The organism is Micromonospora sp. A200, assembly GCF_029893845.1.
In the GTDB taxonomy this organism is placed as follows: Bacteria; Actinomycetota; Actinomycetes; order Mycobacteriales; family Micromonosporaceae; genus Micromonospora; species Micromonospora purpureochromogenes.
Genome location: NZ_JARXXY010000005.1, coordinates 131526 through 148204, shown reverse-complemented (window position 1 = coordinate 148204; position 16679 = coordinate 131526). Strand labels below are relative to the sequence as shown.

Below are 16679 nucleotides of genomic sequence, written 5' to 3'. Positions count from 1 at the left end.
CCCGCCTAGCGTCGGTGCCGTGGACATCGAGCAGGCGCAGCAGTTGTGGAAGCCGGAGCCCGGCTGGTTGAACACCGCCTCCTACGGGCTGCCGCCCGAGCCGGCCTGGACGGCACTGCAGGAGGCGCTGGCCGCCTGGCGGATCGGGAGCAGCTCCTGGGAGGGCTGGGGGCAGTCGGTGGACCGGGCCCGGGCCGCGTTCGCCGGCCTGGTCGGCGTACCGGCCGGGGACGTGGCGGTCGGCGCGGCCGTGTCCCAGCTCCTCGCACCGGTCGCGGCGGCCCTCCCGGCGGGCGCGAACGTGGTGGTCCCCGAGGTCGAGTTCACCTCGAACCTGTTTCCCTGGCTGGTTCAGCAGGAGCGCGGCGTCACGGTCCGCACCGTGCCGCTGACGGGGCTGGTCGACGCGATCGACGCCGACACCGATCTGGTCGCGTTCAGCCTGGTGCAGTCCGCCGACGGCGCCGTGGCGGCGTACGACGAGATCGTGGCCGCGGCCCGGGCGCACGGTGCGCTGGTGGCGGTGGACGCGACCCAGGCGTGCGGTTGGCTGCCGTTCGACGGGAGCCGGGCCGACGTGGTGACGGTGGGCGGGTACAAGTGGCTGATGGGTCCGCGCGGCTGCGCGTACGCCTACCTGGCGCCCGAGCTGCGCGAGCGGCTGCGTCCGGACGCCGCCGGCTGGTACGCGGGCGCCGACCCGCACGCCTCCTACTACGGCCCGCCGCTGCGGCTGGCCGACGACGCCCGCCGGTTCGACATCTCGCCCGCCTGGTTCAGCTGGGTCGGCGCGGCGCCGGCACTGGAGGTGGTCGCCGAGATCGGCGTGCCGGCGATCCGGGCGCACGACGTGGCGCTGGCCAACCGGTTCCTGGCCGGGCTGGGTCGGCCGCCGGGGGAGAGCGCCATCGTCGCCGTCGACGTGCCCGACGCCGAGCGGCGGCTGGAGCGGGCCGGGATCCGGGCGGCGGTGCGCGCCGGGCGGGTCCGCGCCTCCTTCCACGTGTACTCCACCGAGGCAGACGTGGACGCCGCCCTGACGGTGCTGACCGGCTGAGCCCGCTCAGGTCACGTGGCGGGCGAGCGTGCGGGTGGGCGGCTGTCATCGCCGCCCACCCGAGCAGTCCGGCTCACCGGGCCGCCGGCGCCTCGACCCGAGCCGCCGGCTCCTCGACCCTCGTCCCGGTTCGACCTGGCTGATCAGGCGCCGGGGCGGGCGGGGAAAATGAGGAGCCGGCGGCGGACTCAGGCCAGGTGACCGCCGATCTTCGTGTACCCGCGCAGCAGGTCCCGCGAGATGATCAGCCGCTGCATCTCGTCGGTGCCCTCGAAGATCCGGTAGAGCCGCACCTGCCGGTACCAACGTTCGACCGGCAGTTCCCGGGTGTAGCCCATGCCGCCGTGGATCTGGAGCACCCGGTCCACCACCCGGTTGACCATGCCGGCGCCGTAGAGCTTGCCCATCGAGGATGCGTGCCGGGGGTCCATGCCCTGGTCGACCGTCCAGGCGGAGCGCAGCACCAGCCAGCGGGCCGCCTCCAGCTCGGTCTCCGAGTCGGCGATCATCCACTGGATGGCCTGGTTGGTGCCGATCTTCGCGCCGAAGGTCTCCCGGGTGTTGGCGTAGTCGATGGCCATCTGCAACGCCCGCTCGGCGATGCCGATGGCGTGCGACGGGATGGTGTAGCGGCCCTTGCCGATCCACTCCATGCCCAGCGTGAAGCCCTGGCCGATCTCGCCGAGGATGTTGCGGTGCGGCACCCGTACGCCGTCGAAGATCAGCGACGCCGGCCCGCCCTCGCCCATCGTCTGGATGAACTCCGAGCGCCAGCCCATCGCCCGGTCCACCAGGAACGCAGTCGCCCCGCCGTTGCGCGCGCCCTTCTCCCGGTCGGTCACCGCGACCACGATGGCGAAGTCGGCGTCGTTGCCGTTGGTGATGAACGTCTTCTCGCCGTCGAGGATCCAGTCGTCGCCGTCGCGCCGGGCCGACAGCCGGATGTTGGCCGCGTCCGAGCCGGCCCCCGGCTCGGTGATGGCGAAGCAGGAAATCCGTTCCCCCTCGATGGTGGGGATGAGGAACTCCCGCTTCTGCTCCTCGGTGGCGTGGAAGAGGATGTTGTCCGCCTCGCCGCCGAAGCGGAACGGCACGAAGGTGCGGCCCAACTCGGTCCAGATCAGCGACTGCATGACGGCGGGCAGGTCCATCCCGCCGTACTCCTCGGGGGTGGCCAGCCCCCAGAAGCCGAACTTGCGCGCCTTCTGCTGGAGCTCGCGCAACTCGGCGTGCTCCAGGCCGGGCTGGTGCGCGCGCTCGCGGCGCAGCACCTCCTGTTCCAGCGGCATCACCTCGCGGGTGATGAACGACCGGACGGTGTCGCGGACCGCCCGCTCCTCGTCGGTCAGTGAGAAGTCCATGCTGATCCCTTCCGCCGTCGTGGCTGCGTCCCGCTTAAACTAGCGGTGTAAGTTTTCTGTCGTCCAGACCCCCGAGGAGTCGACGTGCCCCGACCCCCGCAGCCGGTGCTCACCCGGGACCGGATCGTCGCCGCGGCCCTGGCCCTGATCGACGCCGACGGGCTGGCCGCCTTCTCCACCCGGCGGCTCGCCGCCGCGCTCGGCGTGCGGGGTCCCTCGCTCTACAACCACTTCGCCAACCGGGAGGCCATCCTCGACGCGGTCGCCGAAAGCGTCACCGTCGCCGTGGACATCGGCTTCTTCGGCCGCCACGACTGGCGCGAGGCGCTGCGCCGCTGGGCCTGGTCGTACCGGGCGGCGCTCACCGCGCACCCGAACGTCGTGCCGTACCTGGCCGAGGGCCCCGGGCGGCGGCCGGCCGCGCTCGCCATGGCCGACGCGGTCTACGGCGCGCTGGTCAAGGCCGGCTGGCCGCCGGCCCGGGCCACCCACGTCGGCGCGGCGATGCGGTACTTCGTCGCCGGCTCGGCGCTCGGCTCGTTCGCCCGCGGCTTCGTCGAGGACCCCGAGCTGTACGCCGCCCACTACCCGCACCTGGGCCAGGCGCACCGGCTCGCCGAGCACCAGCGCAGCGTGGACGAGGGCGCCTTCGCCCTCGGCCTGGACGCGCTGCTGCACGGCCTCGCCGCCGAACACCGGCGCGTATCCGCGGTGGAACCACCCGGGGCGAACGGGTAGCGTCAAAACTCCCAGCGCTAGTTTCCTCACCCCCGAAGGACGACATGGATCTCGCCGCCGCGCCCCCCGCGCTCCTGGTCCGCCGTCACCTCTACCTCGGCGGCGCCTGGGCCGACCCGACCGAGACCGAGCAGATCGACGTGGAGAACCCGGCCACCGGGGAGACCCTCGGGCAGGTGCCGGCCGGCACCCCGGCCGACGTCGACCGGGCCGTCGCCGCCGCCCGGGCCGCCTTTCCCGGCTGGGCGGCCACCGCGCCGGCCGAGCGCGCCGCCCACCTCGACCGGCTGCTCGCCGCACTGACCGCCCGCGCCGAGGACATCGCCCGGACCGTCGCGCTCGAACTCGGCACCCCGCTCAAGCTGGCCGCCCGGGTGCAGACCGGCCTGCCGCTGACCGTGCTGCGCGACTGCGTCGAGCTGGCCGCCCGGCCGCCCGCCGAGGAGACGATCGGCAACTCGCTCGTCGTCCGCGAACCGGTCGGCGTGGTCGGCGCGATCACCCCGTGGAACTACCCGCTGCACCAGGTCGTCGCCAAGCTGGCGCCCGCCCTGGCCGCCGGTTGCACGGTGGTGCTCAAGCCCAGCGAGCTGACCCCGCTGACGGCGTACCTGCTCTTCGACGCGGTCGCCGAGGCCGGGCTGCCCGCCGGTGTGGTCAACCTGGTGCCCGGCACCGGGCCGGTGGTCGGCGAGGCCCTGGCCGCCCACCCGGACGTGGACATGGTCTCGTTCACCGGGTCCACCGCCACCGGCCGCCGGATCGCCCACCTCGCCGCCGACCGGATCGCCCGGGTGGCCCTGGAGCTGGGCGGCAAGTCGGCCAACCTGATCCTCGCCGACGCCGACCTGCCCACCGCCGTCAAGGTCGGGGTGGGCAACGCGCTGCTCAACTCCGGGCAGACCTGCACCGCGTGGACCCGGATGCTGGTCCACCGCGACCGGTACGACGAGGCACTCGACCTGGTCGCCCGGGCCGCCGCGGCGTACCGGCCGGGGGATCCGTTCGACCCGGACACCCGGCTCGGCCCGCTGGTCTCCGCCGCCCAGGCCGAGCGGGTACGCGGCCACGTCGAGCGCGCCCTCGCCGACGGGGCGCGCCTGGTCTGCGGTGGCCCGGACGCCCCGCTGCCGCCCCGGGGGCACTTCGTCGCCCCGACCGTGCTGGCCGACGTGCACCCCGACAGCGCGCTCGCCCAGGAGGAGGTCTTCGGCCCGGTGCTCGCCGTCATCCCGTTCGGCGACGACGACGAGGCCGTCGCCATCGCCAACAACTCCCGCTACGGCCTGGCCGGCGCGGTCTGGTCCGCCGACGCCGACCGGGCGCTGGCGGTGGCCCGGCGGCTGCGTACCGGCCAGGTGGACGTCAACGGCGGCGCGTTCAACCCGCGGGCGCCGTTCGGCGGCTACAAGCAGTCCGGCCTGGGCCGGGAGCTGGGCCCGTACGGCATCGACGAGTTCCGCGAGATCAAGGCGATCCAGCGGTGAGGGCGCTGGTCGCCCGCGCGCCCGGCGCGCCGCTGCGGGTCGAGGAGATCCGCCTGCCCGCGCCCGGCCCCGGCGAGCTGCGGGTCCGCGTCCGCGCCGCCGGCGTCTGCCACTCCGACCTGTCCATGGTCAACGGCACCCTCGCACCCGCGTACCCGCTGGTGCTGGGGCACGAGGCGGCCGGCGTGGTGGTCGAGGCCGGCCCCGGCGCCGCCGTACCGGTCGGCACGCAGGTGGTGCTCAACTGGGCGCCCGCCTGCCGGCGGTGCTGGCACTGCCGCCACGGCGAGCCGTGGCTCTGCGCCGCCAACACCGCCCCGGCCGTGCCGCGCGGCGAGACCGCCGACGGTGAGGCGTTGCACGTCACGCTCGGGCTCGGCGCGTTCGCCGAGGAGGTGGTGGTGCCCGAGGCCGCCGTCGTCGCCGTCCCCGACGACCTGCCGCCGGAGCGGGCCGCGCTGCTCGGCTGCGCCGTGCTCACCGGCACCGGCGCGGTCCGCAACACCGCCCGCGTCGCCGCCGGCGAGTCGGTCGCGGTGATCGGCCTCGGCGGGGTCGGCCTGTCGGTGCTCACCGCCGCCCGGGCCGCCGGCGCCGCCCCGATCGTCGCGATCGACGTGGCCGAGGCCAAGCGGGATCTGGCCCTCGCCGCCGGGGCGACGCACTTCCTCGCGCCCGACGACCGGCTGTCGAAGGAGATCCGGGCGCTCACCGAGGGGCGTGGCGTCGACCACGCCTTCGAGTGCGTCGGGCGGGCGGCCACCATCCGGACGGCCTGGCGGCTCACCCGGCGCGGGGGAGCGGTCACCGTGGTGGGCATGGGCGGCAAGGACGACCTGGTCAGCCTCTCCGCGCTGGACATCTTCCACTCCGCCCGGACGCTGCGTTCCTCGGTGTACGGCTCGTCCGATCCCGACCGGGAGGTGCCGGGCCTGGCCCGCGAGGTCGGCGACGGCACGCTCGACCTGACTCCGCTGATCAGCGGGCTGGTCACCCTAGACGAGGCGCCGGAGGCGTTCGACCGGCTCGCCCGGGGCGAGGGCGCCCGCTGGGTGGTCACCTTCCCCGACTGACCCGGCCGCCGTCGGAGTCCCGGGCGCAGTGGTGTGGCCGGCCGCCCCCTGCGGGCGTGGTCGGCCACGCCCGCCACGCCCCCCGCAGGTCAGGTGGCCGGGCCACATGGGAGCGGTCTCCCAGACCATCCGCTCACGCCTGTCGATCCCCTGCGGACGGCTCCCGACCGGTGCTCATGTCGGCCGGCCCCGCGCCGACCGGCCGGAAAGTGTGGTGGACCGACATGGCTGGACTCCGGCCGTTCCCCGTAGGTTTCCTCCACGCGACGGCCCTGTGACCCCGGTCACCGACCCGGTCGTCGCCAGTTACCTGCGGAGGATGAGGCGATGGCCGGGCAAGCGCTCCTGTCGGCGCGCGGGCTGACCCGTGACTTCCGGGGCTTCCGTGCGGTCGACCACGTCGACCTCGACATCGCCCCGGAGAGCGTGCACGCGCTCGTCGGCCCCAACGGTGCCGGCAAGACAACCCTGTTCAACCTGCTCACCGGCTTCCTGCCGCCGACCGAGGGTCGGATCGAGCTGGACGGCCGGGACGTCACCGGCCTGCCCCCGGAGCAGGTGGCCCGGCTCGGGGTGGCCCGCTCGTTCCAGATCACCAGCCTGTTCCCGCAGCTGTCCGCCCGCGAGCACGTCGAGCTGGCGTTGCAGAGCTCGAGCGGGCTCGGCTGGCGGTTCTGGCGGTCGGCCAAGCTGATGGGCCGCTACCGGGAGCGGGCCGACGAACTGCTGGACATGGTCGGGCTCGGCGCGCTGGCCGAGGCCCCGGCCGAGGCGCTGGCGTACGGGCGCAAGCGCGCCCTGGAGCTGGCCATCGCCCTCGCCCTGGATCCGAAGGTGCTGCTGCTCGACGAGCCGACCGCCGGGATGGGGCTGGAGGACGTCGACCGCACGGTGGAGCTGATCGCCCGGGTTCGGGCCGGCCGCACCGTGGTGATGGTCGAGCACAACATGAGCGTCGTCGGCCGCCTCGCCGACACCGTCACCGTGCTGCAGGCCGGCACGGTGCTGGTCGAGGGCCCGTACGAGCAGGTCCGCGCCGACGAGCGGGTCATCACCGCCTACCTGGGAGCCGCTGATGCTGCGCATTGACACCCTCTCCGCCTTCTACGGCGAGGCGCAGGTGCTGCGGGAGGTGAGCCTGGAGGTCGCCGCCGGCGAGGTGGTCACCCTGGTCGGGCGCAACGGCGCCGGCAAGTCCACCCTGCTGCGCTGCGTGATGGGGCTGCACCCCGGCCAGCGCGGAACCGTCGAGCTGGACGGGCGGGACATCAGCCGGTTGCCGGCGTACAAGCGGGCGCGGCTCGGCCTCGGCTGGGTGCCCGACGACCGGGGCGCGTACGCCACCCTCAGCGTCACCGAGAACCTGACGCTGCCGCCGCGGGTCGGCCCCGACCCGTGGCCGCTGGAGCGGGTGTACGAGGCGTTCCCCGCCCTGTACTCCCGGCGCGACTCGGCGGCGACCATGCTCTCCGGCGGCGAGCAGCAGATGCTCGCCCTGGCCCGGGTGCTGCGGATGGGCGCCCGGCTGCTGCTCTGCGACGAGCCCACCGAGGGCCTGTCGCCGCTGCTCGTGCAGCAGGTCGGCGACCTGCTGCGGGAGGCCAAGAAGCACGGGGTGACCGTGCTGCTGGTCGAGCAGAACCTGCACTTCGCCACCGGCGTCGCCGACCGGCACTACCTGCTGGCCGAGGGACGCGTCGTGGAGGCGATGGCGAACTCCGAGGTGCGCTCGCGGGAGCGCGAGCTGCTGGCGTACCTCGGTATCTGAATTTTCGACGGCTGACCCGCGCGGTGTCCGCGCGGTACGAAGGGGATTGACATGCGTAGGAGCGTGGGTGTGGCCGCCGCCTCGGCGGCGGTGGTGCTGGCCGCGGGTTGCGGCGGCGGTGGCCCCCAGTCCGGCGGCGACCAGAAGCTGACCGGCGACAAGATCGTGCTGGGCGTGCTCAACGACCAGTCCGGGGCCTACTCGGAGCTGTCCGGGAAGAACTCGGTCAAGGCCGTGGAGATGGCCATCGCCGACTTCAAGGCCAAGCACGGCGACAAGGCGGTGACCACCGACATCACCGTGGAGACCGCCGACCACCAGAACAAGCCGGACGTGGCCAACGCCAAGGCCCAGGAGATGTACGACCGCAAGGGCGTCGACCTGATCCTCGACGTGCCCACCTCGTCGGCCGCGCTGAAGGTCGCCGACGTGGCGAAGGAGAAGAAGAAGCTCTACTTCAACATCGGCGCGGCGACCACCGACCTGACCGGCAAGAGCTGCAACAAGTACACGTTCCACTACGCGTACGACACCTACATGCTGGCCAACGGCACCGGCAAGACCACCACCGAGCAGGTCGGCAAGAACTGGTACATCCTCTACCCGAACTACGCCTTCGGGCAGGACATGGAGAAGAGCTTCTCCACCGCCATCACCGCCGCCGGCGGCACGGTCGTCGGCAAGGACGGCGCGCCGTTCCCGAACACCACCGGCGACTACTCGACCTTCCTGCTCAAGGCGCCGACGCTGAACCCCAAGCCGCAGGTGCTCGGCACCATGCAGGCCGGCGCCGAGCTGGTCAACGTGGTCAAGCAGTACAACGAGTTCAAGCTGCGGGACAAGGGCGTCGGCCTGGCGGTCGGCCTGATGTTCATCACCGACATCCACTCGCTCACCCCGGCCGCGCTGGCCGGCACCACCTACACCGACGCCTGGTACTGGAACTTCGACCAGCAGAACCGGGAGTTCGCCGACCGGTTCCAGAAGGAGACCGGCACCCGGCCGTCCTTCGCGCACGCCGCCAACTACTCCGCGGCGATGCAGTACCTGGAGGCCGTGCAGGCCGCCGGCACCGACGACGCGGACACCGTGGTCAAGGGGCTGGAGGGCAAGGAGGTCAACGACGTCTTCCTGCGCAACGGCAAGATCCGCGCCGAGGACCACCGGGTGATCCACGACGCGTACCTCGCCCAGGTGAAGCCGCAGGCCGAGGTCGCCGAGCCCTGGGACTACGTGAAGGTGCTCAAGACCATCCCCGCCGCCGAGGCGTTCCGCGCCCCGTCCCCGGACTGCAAGCTGTGACCGGTTTCCTCCAGAACACGTTCAACGGGTTGGTGAGCGGGGCGTTCTACGCCCTGCTCGCCCTCGGGCTCGCGGTCATCTTCGGCATGCTCCGGGTGGTGAACTTCGCCCACGGCGCGTTCTACATGCTCGGCGCCTTCGGCGCGTACGTGCTGCTGGCCGAGGCGGGCGTGCCGTTCTGGGCGGCCCTGGTGATCATGCCGGTGGCGCTCGCCGTGGTGGGCATGATCCTGGAACGGGCCGTCATCCACCGGCTCACCCGACTCGACCCGCTCTACAACTTCCTGCTCACCTTCGGCCTGACGCTGATCCTGCAGGACCTGGTGAAGACCCGCTACGGCGTGCAGTCCAGCCCGTACGCCACCCCGGACGAGCTCAGCGGCTCGGTCGACTTCGGACTCTTCGACTTCCCGACGTACCGGGTCTTCATCCTCGGCTTCGCGGTGCTGCTCTGCGTCGCGGTGTGGTGGGTGCTCACCCGTACCCGGATCGGCATGGTGGTCCGGGCGTCGACCGAGCGGCCGGAGCTGACCCGGGCGTTCGGCATCGACGTCGGGCGGTGGGTGACGCCGGTCTTCGGCTTCGGCATCGGCCTGGCCGGGCTCGCCGGCGTGCTCGCCGCCCCGATGCGGGCGGTGAACCCGCTGATGGGCGCCGACCTGATCATCGTGGTCTTCGCGGTGGTGGTGATCGGCGGTCTCGGCTCGATCTTCGGCTCGGTCGCCGCCGGCTTCGGCATCGGTCTGGTGCAGGCGTGGGGCGAGGCGTACCTGTCCGAGTTCCCCATCGTGTCCCAGACGATCGTCTTCGTCGTGATGGCCGCCGTGCTGCTCTGGCGGCCGGCCGGGCTGTTCGGCCGTGAGGAGGCACCGGCATGACCAGCACCGTCGACACCCCGGCCGAGGCGAGCCGGCCGGCCCCGCCGTCCGGGCTCCTCGCCGTCGCCCGCGCGCCCGGCTGGGTCCGGTACGCGCTGCTCGCCGCCGGGCTGGCCGCCGCGATCTGGCTGCCCAACGGGCTCTACCCGGCGGTGGCGGTGGACATCCTCTGCTGGGCGCTCTTCGCCGTGTCGGTGGACCTGCTGCTCGGCTTCACCGGGCTGATGTCCTTCGGGCACGCGGCGTTCTGGGGCACCTCGGCGTACCTCACCGGCCTGGTCGCCATCCACGCCGGCCTGCCGTTCCCGGTCGCGGTGCTGGCCGGGGCGCTCGGCGCGGCGGTGCTCGCGCTGCCCATCGGCTACCTCGCGGTGAAGCGGACCGGCATCTACTTCGCCATGGTCACGTTGGCCTTCGCGCAGATGGTCTACTACGTGGCCAACGAGTGGCGTTCGGTCACCAAGGGCGAGAACGGCCTGCAGGGCGTGCCCCGGTCGCTGTTCGGCCTCGACCTGACCGACGACTACTACTTCTACTACGCGATCCTGCCGATCGTGCTGCTCGGCCTGGCCGCCGCCTGGCGGATCACGCACTCGCCGTTCGGCCGGGTGCTGGTCGGCATCCGCGACAACCCGGCCCGGGCGCGGGCGCTCGGCTACCCGGTGCACCGCTACAAGCTGACCGCGTTCGTGCTCTCCGGCTTCATCGCCGGTCTCGGTGGCGGGCTCTTCGCCGTCGGGCACCGGTTCGTCTCCCTCGACGTGCTGCACTGGACCACCTCCGGCAAGGCGGTCATCGTCGTCGTGCTCGGTGGCATCGGCACGCTGTGGGGCGGGGTGCTCGGCGCGGCCGTGGTGGTGCGGTTGGAGGACTGGCTGTCGTTCTCCGGATTCGAGACGATCGGCCTGGTGACCGGCAGCATCTTCGTCCTGGTCGTGCTGCTGTTCCGCCGCGGGTTGTGGGGCACTTTCTCCGCCCTGGCGCTGCGCTGGATGGCCGCCCGCCGCAGATGACGTCCCGCGACGGCGCATCCGAACCGCGCCGTCCCAGCGAACCCCCTGGTAGTGATCGCACACCCGGGGGTACGTCTGGTGCTGACCGAACCGATGCCGGCCGACGCCGTCGAGGCCGCCCGCAAGCGGCTCGCGGTGGCCGCCGAGGACCTCGACGCCAACCGGATCGCCGCGCTGGTGCGGGACCTCGCCGCCGAGGCCGGCGTGGCGCCGGTGTGGGAGCGGGTCCGCCGACCGCTGCTCGGCGGACCGCGGGGGCACAGCGCCACCGAGATCGCGGTCGAACACGCGCTCTCCGAGGGCGTCCGGATCGGCCTGGACGGCTACCGCCGGGACCGGGGTCGGCCCCTGCCGCCGGACGGGGTGCTGCTCGCCGGGGCCGAACAGGAGGCGCACTGCCTCGGGCTGCACGCGCTCGCTGCCGCGCTGCGCGAGCAGGGCCGGGGCTGCCTGCTGCTCGGGCCCGCGCTGCCGTGGGCCGCACTGGCCGCCGCCGTGGTGCGGGTCCGCCCGCACAGTCCTGGTCTGGTCGCAGACCCCGCTCACCGGCCGCGCGTACCGCCTGGTCCGCTTCGGGCGCGACTTTCCCCGGGTACGCCTCTTCGGCGCGGGGCCCGGCTGGATCGAGCCGTTCCCGCCGCCGTCGGCACGCCTCACCACCTTCGCCGCCGCCGTCGCCGCCTGCGGGGTGGATCGCCCTAGACATGCCGCTGGCCGGCACCCCGGGTTCGGGGGTGCCGGCCAGCGTTGATCGTTCACGTGTCAGTTGTTCCAGTGCTTGGCGACGAGGTCGGCGGCCTGCTTCTCCCACTGGGCGTAGTGGTCCGGGTAGGCCGAGACCTGCACCGTCTGCGCGGCCTCGGTCAGCGGCATGTCCTGCCAACCGTCGACCTGCTTCAGACCCTTCAGGAACGCCATCGTCGAGTACTCCGGGTCGGTGATCTGCTCAACGGTGCCCCAACCGCTGGACGGGCGCTGCTGGAACAGGCCCTGCGAGTCGTGGTCGTTCCGGTCACCCAGGTGACCCAGGTTCTCCAGCTTCGACTCCTGCAGCGCGGTCGCGATCGCCACCACGGCGGCCCGCTCGTCCATGCCCGACTTCTTCGTCGCCGCGATGATCGCCTTCACGTTGGCGGTCTGCTCGTCGCCCAGGTCGATGTGCGACTGCTTGCCCTGCACACCGTGCGGGATCAGCTTGCTCTTGTCCACACCGGGCTTGTCGGCCTGCACCACGGCGACCGCCTTGGCGTCGACCGGGTTGGCGTGGGCTTCGGTGACGGGGCCGGCGAAGACGCCACCGGCGAAAGCCAGACCAGCAATACCCAGAACGCTCTTGCGCAGAATGGTGGTGTTCATCAGAGTGGCTCCATTCGGGGGTTGGCGACGTGCCCAAAGGGGGGTCGGACACGCGCAAGCACCACGACGGCGCTCAAAGATCAAAGGGGAAAGTCTTCGCCCGGCAGGCTTCGCAAGCGGGGGGCTCACGGCGCCGGGTCCATGTGTAACGACCGCCGGCCCACCATCATTCCGGGGGCCCGGCATCCCGGGCGGCCCCATGTATCGGGCCAGGCCAGCGGGCTTGCTGCTGCGATCGTCCAGGTGATGTAACGACACCGGCCCGGCCACCATTCCGCCGCCGGGGTGCCCCCGGTCACCGGACGGCCCGTCACTCGCCGCCTCAGAACGGACATCCCGGGCGCGCCGAGTAGGCCCCCGAATCGGACATTCCGCGCTGCGCGCCTGCAACCATTTCTCGCCGCGCGGTTCGCGGCGTGTCGCGGTGACGGGGGCGCGGGACAGCCCGACACGCGCAAACCGTGCCCGAAGGCGCGAGGCCCCGGCCGGCTTCGACATGACGCACGGAGAGTGACGCCGGACACATACGAAACGGTCCGGTTCCGTATCGAAACTCGGGCCCGTACGCTCAGGCTCGTTACGAGTCTGACTCGTATCGTAATTCACGGTACGGGCACGCCGGGGGGAGAACCGGACACATGGAACCGCACGAGAACACCGGACATCCGAGGCGGTGGGGGATCCTCGCGGTGCTGGTGATCAGCCTGCTCGTCGTCGTCCTCGACAACACCATCCTCAACGTCGCACTGCGCACCCTCGCCGACCCGGTGCACGGCCTCGGCGCCAGCCAGGGCGAGCTGGAGTGGTCGATCAACTCCTACACGCTGGTCTTCGCCGGGCTGCTGTTCACCTTCGGCGTGCTCGGTGACCGCTTCGGTCGCCGCCGCTTCCTGCTGATCGGGCTGGTGCTGTTCGGTCTGGCCTCGCTGCTGTCGGCGTACGCGCAGGATCCCGGCCAGCTGATCGCGGCCCGCGCCCTGATGGGCGTCGGCGGCGCGGCGATCATGCCGGTGACCCTGTCGATCATCTCCAACGTCTTCGACCCGCGCGAGCGGGGCCGGGCGATCGGCGTCTGGGCCGGCGCCGTCGGCCTCGCCGTGGCGATCGGCCCGATCCTGGGCGGCGCCCTGCTGGAGCACTACTGGTGGGGCTCGGTCTTCCTGATCAACGTGCCGGTGGTGGCGGCCGGCGTGGTCCTGGTGGCGCTGCTGGTGCCGGAGTCCCGCGACCCCCGGCCGGGCCGGGTGGACCTGCTCGGCGTGCTGCTGTCGGTGGTGGGTCTGGTCGCGCTGACCTACGGCATCATCGACGGCGGCGAGCACGGCTTCGACCGGCCGGTGGTCTGGGCGTCCATCGTCGGCGGCCTGGCGGTGCTGGCCTGGTTCGTCGCCCACGAGCGGCGCAGTGAGCACCCGTCGCTGGACGTCCGGCTGTTCCGGGTGCCGCGCTTCGCCGCGCCGGTGGCCATCGTCGGCCTGATCTTCTTCGCCGCGATGGGCGTCATGTTCTTCAGCTCGTTCTACCTCCAGCTGGTCCGTGGCTACAGCCCGCTGCAGACCGGTCTGCTCTTCCTGCCCTTCGCCGTCGCCCAGCTGATCTTCGCGCCGCGCAGTGCCGCCATGGTCCGCCAGTACGGCGGCAAGGCGGTCGCGGTGGTCGGGCTGGTGCTGACCGTGCTGGCGCTCGGCGCGTTCGCCTTCGTCGACGCGAGCACACCGATCTGGGTGGTGCTGGTGTTCTTCTTCCTCCAGGGCGCCGGGATGGCCAACATCATGCCGCCGGCCACCGAGTCGATCATGTCGGCGCTGCCCCGGGAGAAGGCGGGCGTGGGCTCGGCGGTCAGCAACACGGTGCGGCAGGTCGCCGGCGCGCTGGGCGTGGCCGTGCTCGGCTCGGTGCTTTCCGCGGTCTACCGGGAGGACATCGCCTCGGCGGTCGACGGGCTTCCCGCCCCGGCCCGCGAGGCGGCCAACGAGTCCATCTCCGGCGCGTACGCGGCGGCGGGACAACTCGGGCCGGCGGCGCCGAAGCTGATCGCGGCGGCCAACGACTCGTTCGTCTCGGCCATGCACTGGGCCGCGGCGCTGTCCGCGGTGGTGGCCGCCCTCGGCATCCTCATCGTGCTGCGCTGGATGCCGGGCCGGGCCGCGGAAGCGCCCGCCGCCGCGCCGGTGGTGGGCGAACCGGAGTTGGCCGGAACGGCATAGGTTCGGGGATAATGTCCGACATGACTTCCACCGCAGATGCTCCGCGGTCGCCCGGGCGACCGCGGAGCGTCCGCGCGGACGAGGCCATCATCGAGGCCACCCTCGATCTGCTCGCCGAGGGCAGCACCATCGAGGCGCTGTCGATCGAGGCGATCGCCAGCCGCGCCGGGGTCGGCAAGGCCACCATCTACCGGCGCTGGCCGGGCAAGGATGCGCTGCTGCTCGACGCGCTGCGCCGGCTCAAGGGGGTCCTGCCGCAGCCGGCCGGGCACTCCGTCCGCGACGACCTGGTGCTGATTGTCGGCGCCGTCGGGCACAACATCGACCCGCGCGCCGCGAAGATCATGCCCTGTCTGGTGCCCGAGGTGAACCGCAGCCCGGACCACTTCCAGCTCTACCAGAACATCATCGAGCCGCGCCGGCAGTTGATGCGCGAGGTGCTGCGGCGCGGGATCCGCACCGGCGAGCTCCGCGCCGACCTCGACGTCGAGGTGACGATGGCGCTGCTCACCGGGCCGATGCTGATCCAGCGGATGCTGCGCTGGCATCCCGAGCTGGACGACCTGATCCTGCCCGAGAAGGTCGTCGACGCGGTGCTGGAGGGCATCCGGGCCCGCTGACCGCTCAGCCGTCGGCGAGCAGCGGGACCAGGTCGGTGAGGGCCGGGAAGCGCGGCCCCCGCTGCTCCGCCCCGATCGTTCGGGCGGCGGCGAACGCCCAGGCCAGCGCCGTGTCCCGGGCCGGGCTGCCGAGCCGCCGGGCCAGGTCGGTCAGCAGCCGGGTCCGGGCCACGGGGTCGCGCAGGCCGGCGGCCGTGGTGAGCGCCGCCTCGGTCGCCTCGGCGGCGTCGGCGGGGGAGAGGTACGCGACCAGCCCGGCCAGCCCGACCGCCCGGGTGGACGGGTCGTCGATCTCCGACACCGCCCGGTACGCCCGCGACCGCTGCGCCTCGTCCAGCTGCGGGACCAGCCCACTAAGCGCCTCGGCCCGGTGCGCGGGCTCATAGCCCAGCGCGAGGCGTAGCGCCTGCTCGCGCCGCTCCGCGTCGACGTACGGGGCGAGGGCGGCGAGGGCGCCCTGCGGGTAGCCGTCCTCCCCGGCCAGCGCCGCCGCCCACAGCCGGGCCAGCTGCGCCGGGGTGGCGTGCGGGCCCAGCGCTCCGAGCGGGTTGAACCAGCCGTACACCGGGCTGGCCACCAGCGCGTCGGTCGCTGTGGCCACCGCCGTCGCCCGCAGTTCCGCCGGCAGCGCCGGCACCAGTTCGGCCAGCGCGACGGCACGGGTCGGGTCGTCCCGGATCGCGTGGGCCGCCGCGACGGCGGCGGGCAACCGGGCCGGCGACAGCAGCGGGAGCAGCCCGCCGAGAGCGGCGGCGGCCCCGTCCGGGTAGGGCGACGCCGCCACCGCCGCCAGCGCCGCGTCCATCTGGTGCGGCGTGAGCAGCGGGAGCAGCTCCGGCCAGTCGAGCCGGCCGCCCTGGGCGCCGGCGTCGAGCGCGGCGTCGACCGCGGCGCGGCGCGACTCACCCGCCAGGGCCGTGGCCAGCCCGGTCAGCGCCGTGGCCCGCCACGTCGGGTCACCGATGCCCCGCGCGGCCGCCACGGCCGTGGCGAGCTGCTCGTCGTCCAGGTGGGGCGCCAGCCCGGCCAGCGACCGGGCCCGGCTGGGCTCGTGCTCATGCGCGAGCGCGGTGGCCAGCACCGCGGCCCGCCGCTCGGGCAGCTGGTGCGCGGCCAGCAGGTGCAGGTGCCACCCCGGATCTTGCTCGGCGGCGGCGATCCCGTAGAGCTCGGCCCGCCCGGTGGCGTCCAGCCAGGGCGCCAGGTCGCCGACGGTGGGCAGGATCAGCGACGGGTGTGCCCGGCGCGCGGCGGCCAACGCGAACGCGGCCGCCCGGGGCCGCCGCTCGTCCGGCAGCCGGGGCAGCAGCGCGGTCACCGTCCGGGCCTGCTGCGACGCCCGGTCCAGGTGGGGCACCGCCGCCAGCGCCCGCTCCGCCTGCCCGGCGTCGAGGCGGGCGGCGGCGGCGACCAGCAGGTCCGCCTGCCGGTCCCGGTCGGGCAGGGCCAGGGCGGCGATGAGGGCGCGCTCGACCTGCGCCTCGGTGAGCCGGTCGGCCATTTCCTCCAGTCCCGGTAGGCCGGGCAGGTCGAGCACCGTGGCCGCCACGTCGGCGACCGTCGGGGCCCGCCGCGAGGACGGCAGGGAAACCGGGTCCACTGCGCGCAGCACCGCGGCGAGCTCCGCCAGGGCCGCCCGGAACGCCGCATACTCGTCGCTGCGGTTGTACTCGTCCTGCACGTCCGGGTGGTCGGCCAGCCGGCACACCCGGTCGGCGGCCGTGGCGAGCCGCCGGAACGGCTCCTGGTCGGGGTCGGTCACGGCGCGATCATGCCCCATGATCATCCGCCGCGCCGCCCCGTCGGGCCCTGCCCCGGA

At 73.4% G+C, this 16679-nt stretch carries 15 protein-coding genes; 12 read left to right on the top strand and 3 right to left on the bottom strand.

All coding sequences use genetic code 11. The annotated features are described in order from the left end of the window. The first annotated feature begins 19 nt into the window (after positions 1-19). Positions 20-1057 (top strand): aminotransferase class V-fold PLP-dependent enzyme, encoded by a 1038-nt coding sequence (locus M2302_RS07310; protein ID WP_280837157.1) that lies wholly within the window; start codon positions 20-22, stop codon positions 1055-1057. Positions 1058-1245: 188 nt separating this feature from the next. Here the strand turns inward: M2302_RS07310 and M2302_RS07305 are convergent, their stop codons facing one another. Continuing rightward, on the bottom strand, positions 1246-2418 hold the full coding sequence (locus M2302_RS07305) for an acyl-CoA dehydrogenase family protein (protein ID WP_210777262.1): 1173 nt from the start codon (positions 2416-2418) through the stop codon (positions 1246-1248). 84 nt (positions 2419-2502) lie between these two features. Between M2302_RS07305 and M2302_RS07300 the strand changes: the two genes are divergently transcribed. From M2302_RS07300 to M2302_RS07260, 9 genes are all read left to right on the top strand, one after another. Further along, positions 2503-3156: a TetR/AcrR family transcriptional regulator gene (locus M2302_RS07300; protein ID WP_280837156.1), complete on the top strand. Its 654-nt coding sequence runs from the start codon at positions 2503-2505 to the stop codon at positions 3154-3156. 44 nt (positions 3157-3200) lie between these two features. Beyond that, complete coding sequence (locus M2302_RS07295) at positions 3201-4643, top strand: aldehyde dehydrogenase family protein (RefSeq protein ID WP_280837155.1); 1443 nt, start codon at positions 3201-3203, stop codon at positions 4641-4643. After that, entirely contained in the window at positions 4640-5716 is a 1077-nt protein-coding gene (locus M2302_RS07290; protein ID WP_280837154.1) for a zinc-binding dehydrogenase, read from the top strand. Before M2302_RS07295 ends, M2302_RS07290 begins: the two co-directional genes overlap by 4 nt. Before the next feature lie 327 nt (positions 5717-6043). Beyond that, positions 6044-6805 (top strand): ABC transporter ATP-binding protein, encoded by a 762-nt coding sequence (locus M2302_RS07285; RefSeq protein ID WP_210777259.1) that lies wholly within the window; start codon positions 6044-6046, stop codon positions 6803-6805. Further along, a complete protein-coding gene (locus M2302_RS07280; protein WP_154938182.1) occupies positions 6792-7484 on the top strand; it encodes an ABC transporter ATP-binding protein in 693 nt (230 codons plus the stop codon). The genes M2302_RS07285 and M2302_RS07280 overlap by 14 nt, the downstream gene beginning before the upstream one ends. A gap of 51 nt (positions 7485-7535) precedes the next feature. Continuing rightward, positions 7536-8786: an ABC transporter substrate-binding protein gene (locus tag M2302_RS07275; RefSeq protein ID WP_211364370.1), complete on the top strand. Its 1251-nt coding sequence runs from the start codon at positions 7536-7538 to the stop codon at positions 8784-8786. Beyond that, complete coding sequence (locus M2302_RS07270; protein WP_154938178.1) at positions 8783-9664, top strand: branched-chain amino acid ABC transporter permease; 882 nt, start codon at positions 8783-8785, stop codon at positions 9662-9664. The genes M2302_RS07275 and M2302_RS07270 overlap by 4 nt, the downstream gene beginning before the upstream one ends. Further along, positions 9661-10677, top strand: a complete 1017-nt coding sequence (locus tag M2302_RS07265; RefSeq protein ID WP_280837153.1) for a branched-chain amino acid ABC transporter permease — start codon at positions 9661-9663, stop codon at positions 10675-10677. The genes M2302_RS07270 and M2302_RS07265 overlap by 4 nt, the downstream gene beginning before the upstream one ends. A 78-nt stretch (positions 10678-10755) precedes the next feature. Then, positions 10756-11379, top strand: coding sequence for a hypothetical protein (locus M2302_RS07260; protein WP_280837152.1), 624 nt, complete (start codon positions 10756-10758; stop codon positions 11377-11379). Positions 11380-11439: 60 nt separating this feature from the next. On the opposite strand, the gene M2302_RS07255 is transcribed toward M2302_RS07260, so the two are convergent. After that, positions 11440-12033, bottom strand: a complete 594-nt coding sequence (locus M2302_RS07255) for a hypothetical protein (protein WP_280837151.1) — start codon at positions 12031-12033, stop codon at positions 11440-11442. A gap of 638 nt (positions 12034-12671) precedes the next feature. Here M2302_RS07255 and M2302_RS07250 point away from each other — a divergent pair. Both M2302_RS07250 and M2302_RS07245 read left to right on the top strand, forming a co-directional pair. Continuing rightward, positions 12672-14240 (top strand): MFS transporter, encoded by a 1569-nt coding sequence (locus M2302_RS07250; protein ID WP_280837150.1) that lies wholly within the window; start codon positions 12672-12674, stop codon positions 14238-14240. Positions 14241-14251: 11 nt separating this feature from the next. Beyond that, positions 14252-14860, top strand: coding sequence for a TetR/AcrR family transcriptional regulator (locus tag M2302_RS07245; RefSeq protein WP_210777253.1), 609 nt, complete (start codon positions 14252-14254; stop codon positions 14858-14860). Positions 14861-14864: 4 nt separating this feature from the next. Here the strand turns inward: M2302_RS07245 and M2302_RS07240 are convergent, their stop codons facing one another. Beyond that, a complete protein-coding gene (locus M2302_RS07240; protein ID WP_280837149.1) occupies positions 14865-16622 on the bottom strand; it encodes a hypothetical protein in 1758 nt (585 codons plus the stop codon). Positions 16623-16679 lie beyond the last annotated feature (57 nt).

Coding starts and splice junctions, on each gene's coding strand:
- M2302_RS07285 (WP_210777259.1), top strand. CDS start 6,044: ATGGCCGGGCAAGCGCTCCTGTCGGCGCGCGGGCTGACCCGTGACTTC.
- M2302_RS07295 (WP_280837155.1), top strand. CDS start 3,201: ATGGATCTCGCCGCCGCGCCCCCCGCGCTCCTGGTCCGCCGTCACCTC.
- M2302_RS07250 (WP_280837150.1), top strand. CDS start 12,672: ATGGAACCGCACGAGAACACCGGACATCCGAGGCGGTGGGGGATCCTC.
- M2302_RS07275 (WP_211364370.1), top strand. CDS start 7,536: ATGCGTAGGAGCGTGGGTGTGGCCGCCGCCTCGGCGGCGGTGGTGCTG.
- M2302_RS07245 (WP_210777253.1), top strand. CDS start 14,252: ATGTCCGACATGACTTCCACCGCAGATGCTCCGCGGTCGCCCGGGCGA.
- M2302_RS07280 (WP_154938182.1), top strand. CDS start 6,792: ATGCTGCGCATTGACACCCTCTCCGCCTTCTACGGCGAGGCGCAGGTG.
- M2302_RS07255 (WP_280837151.1), bottom strand. CDS start 12,033: ATGAACACCACCATTCTGCGCAAGAGCGTTCTGGGTATTGCTGGTCTG.
- M2302_RS07265 (WP_280837153.1), top strand. CDS start 9,661: ATGACCAGCACCGTCGACACCCCGGCCGAGGCGAGCCGGCCGGCCCCG.
- M2302_RS07305 (WP_210777262.1), bottom strand. CDS start 2,418: ATGGACTTCTCACTGACCGACGAGGAGCGGGCGGTCCGCGACACCGTC.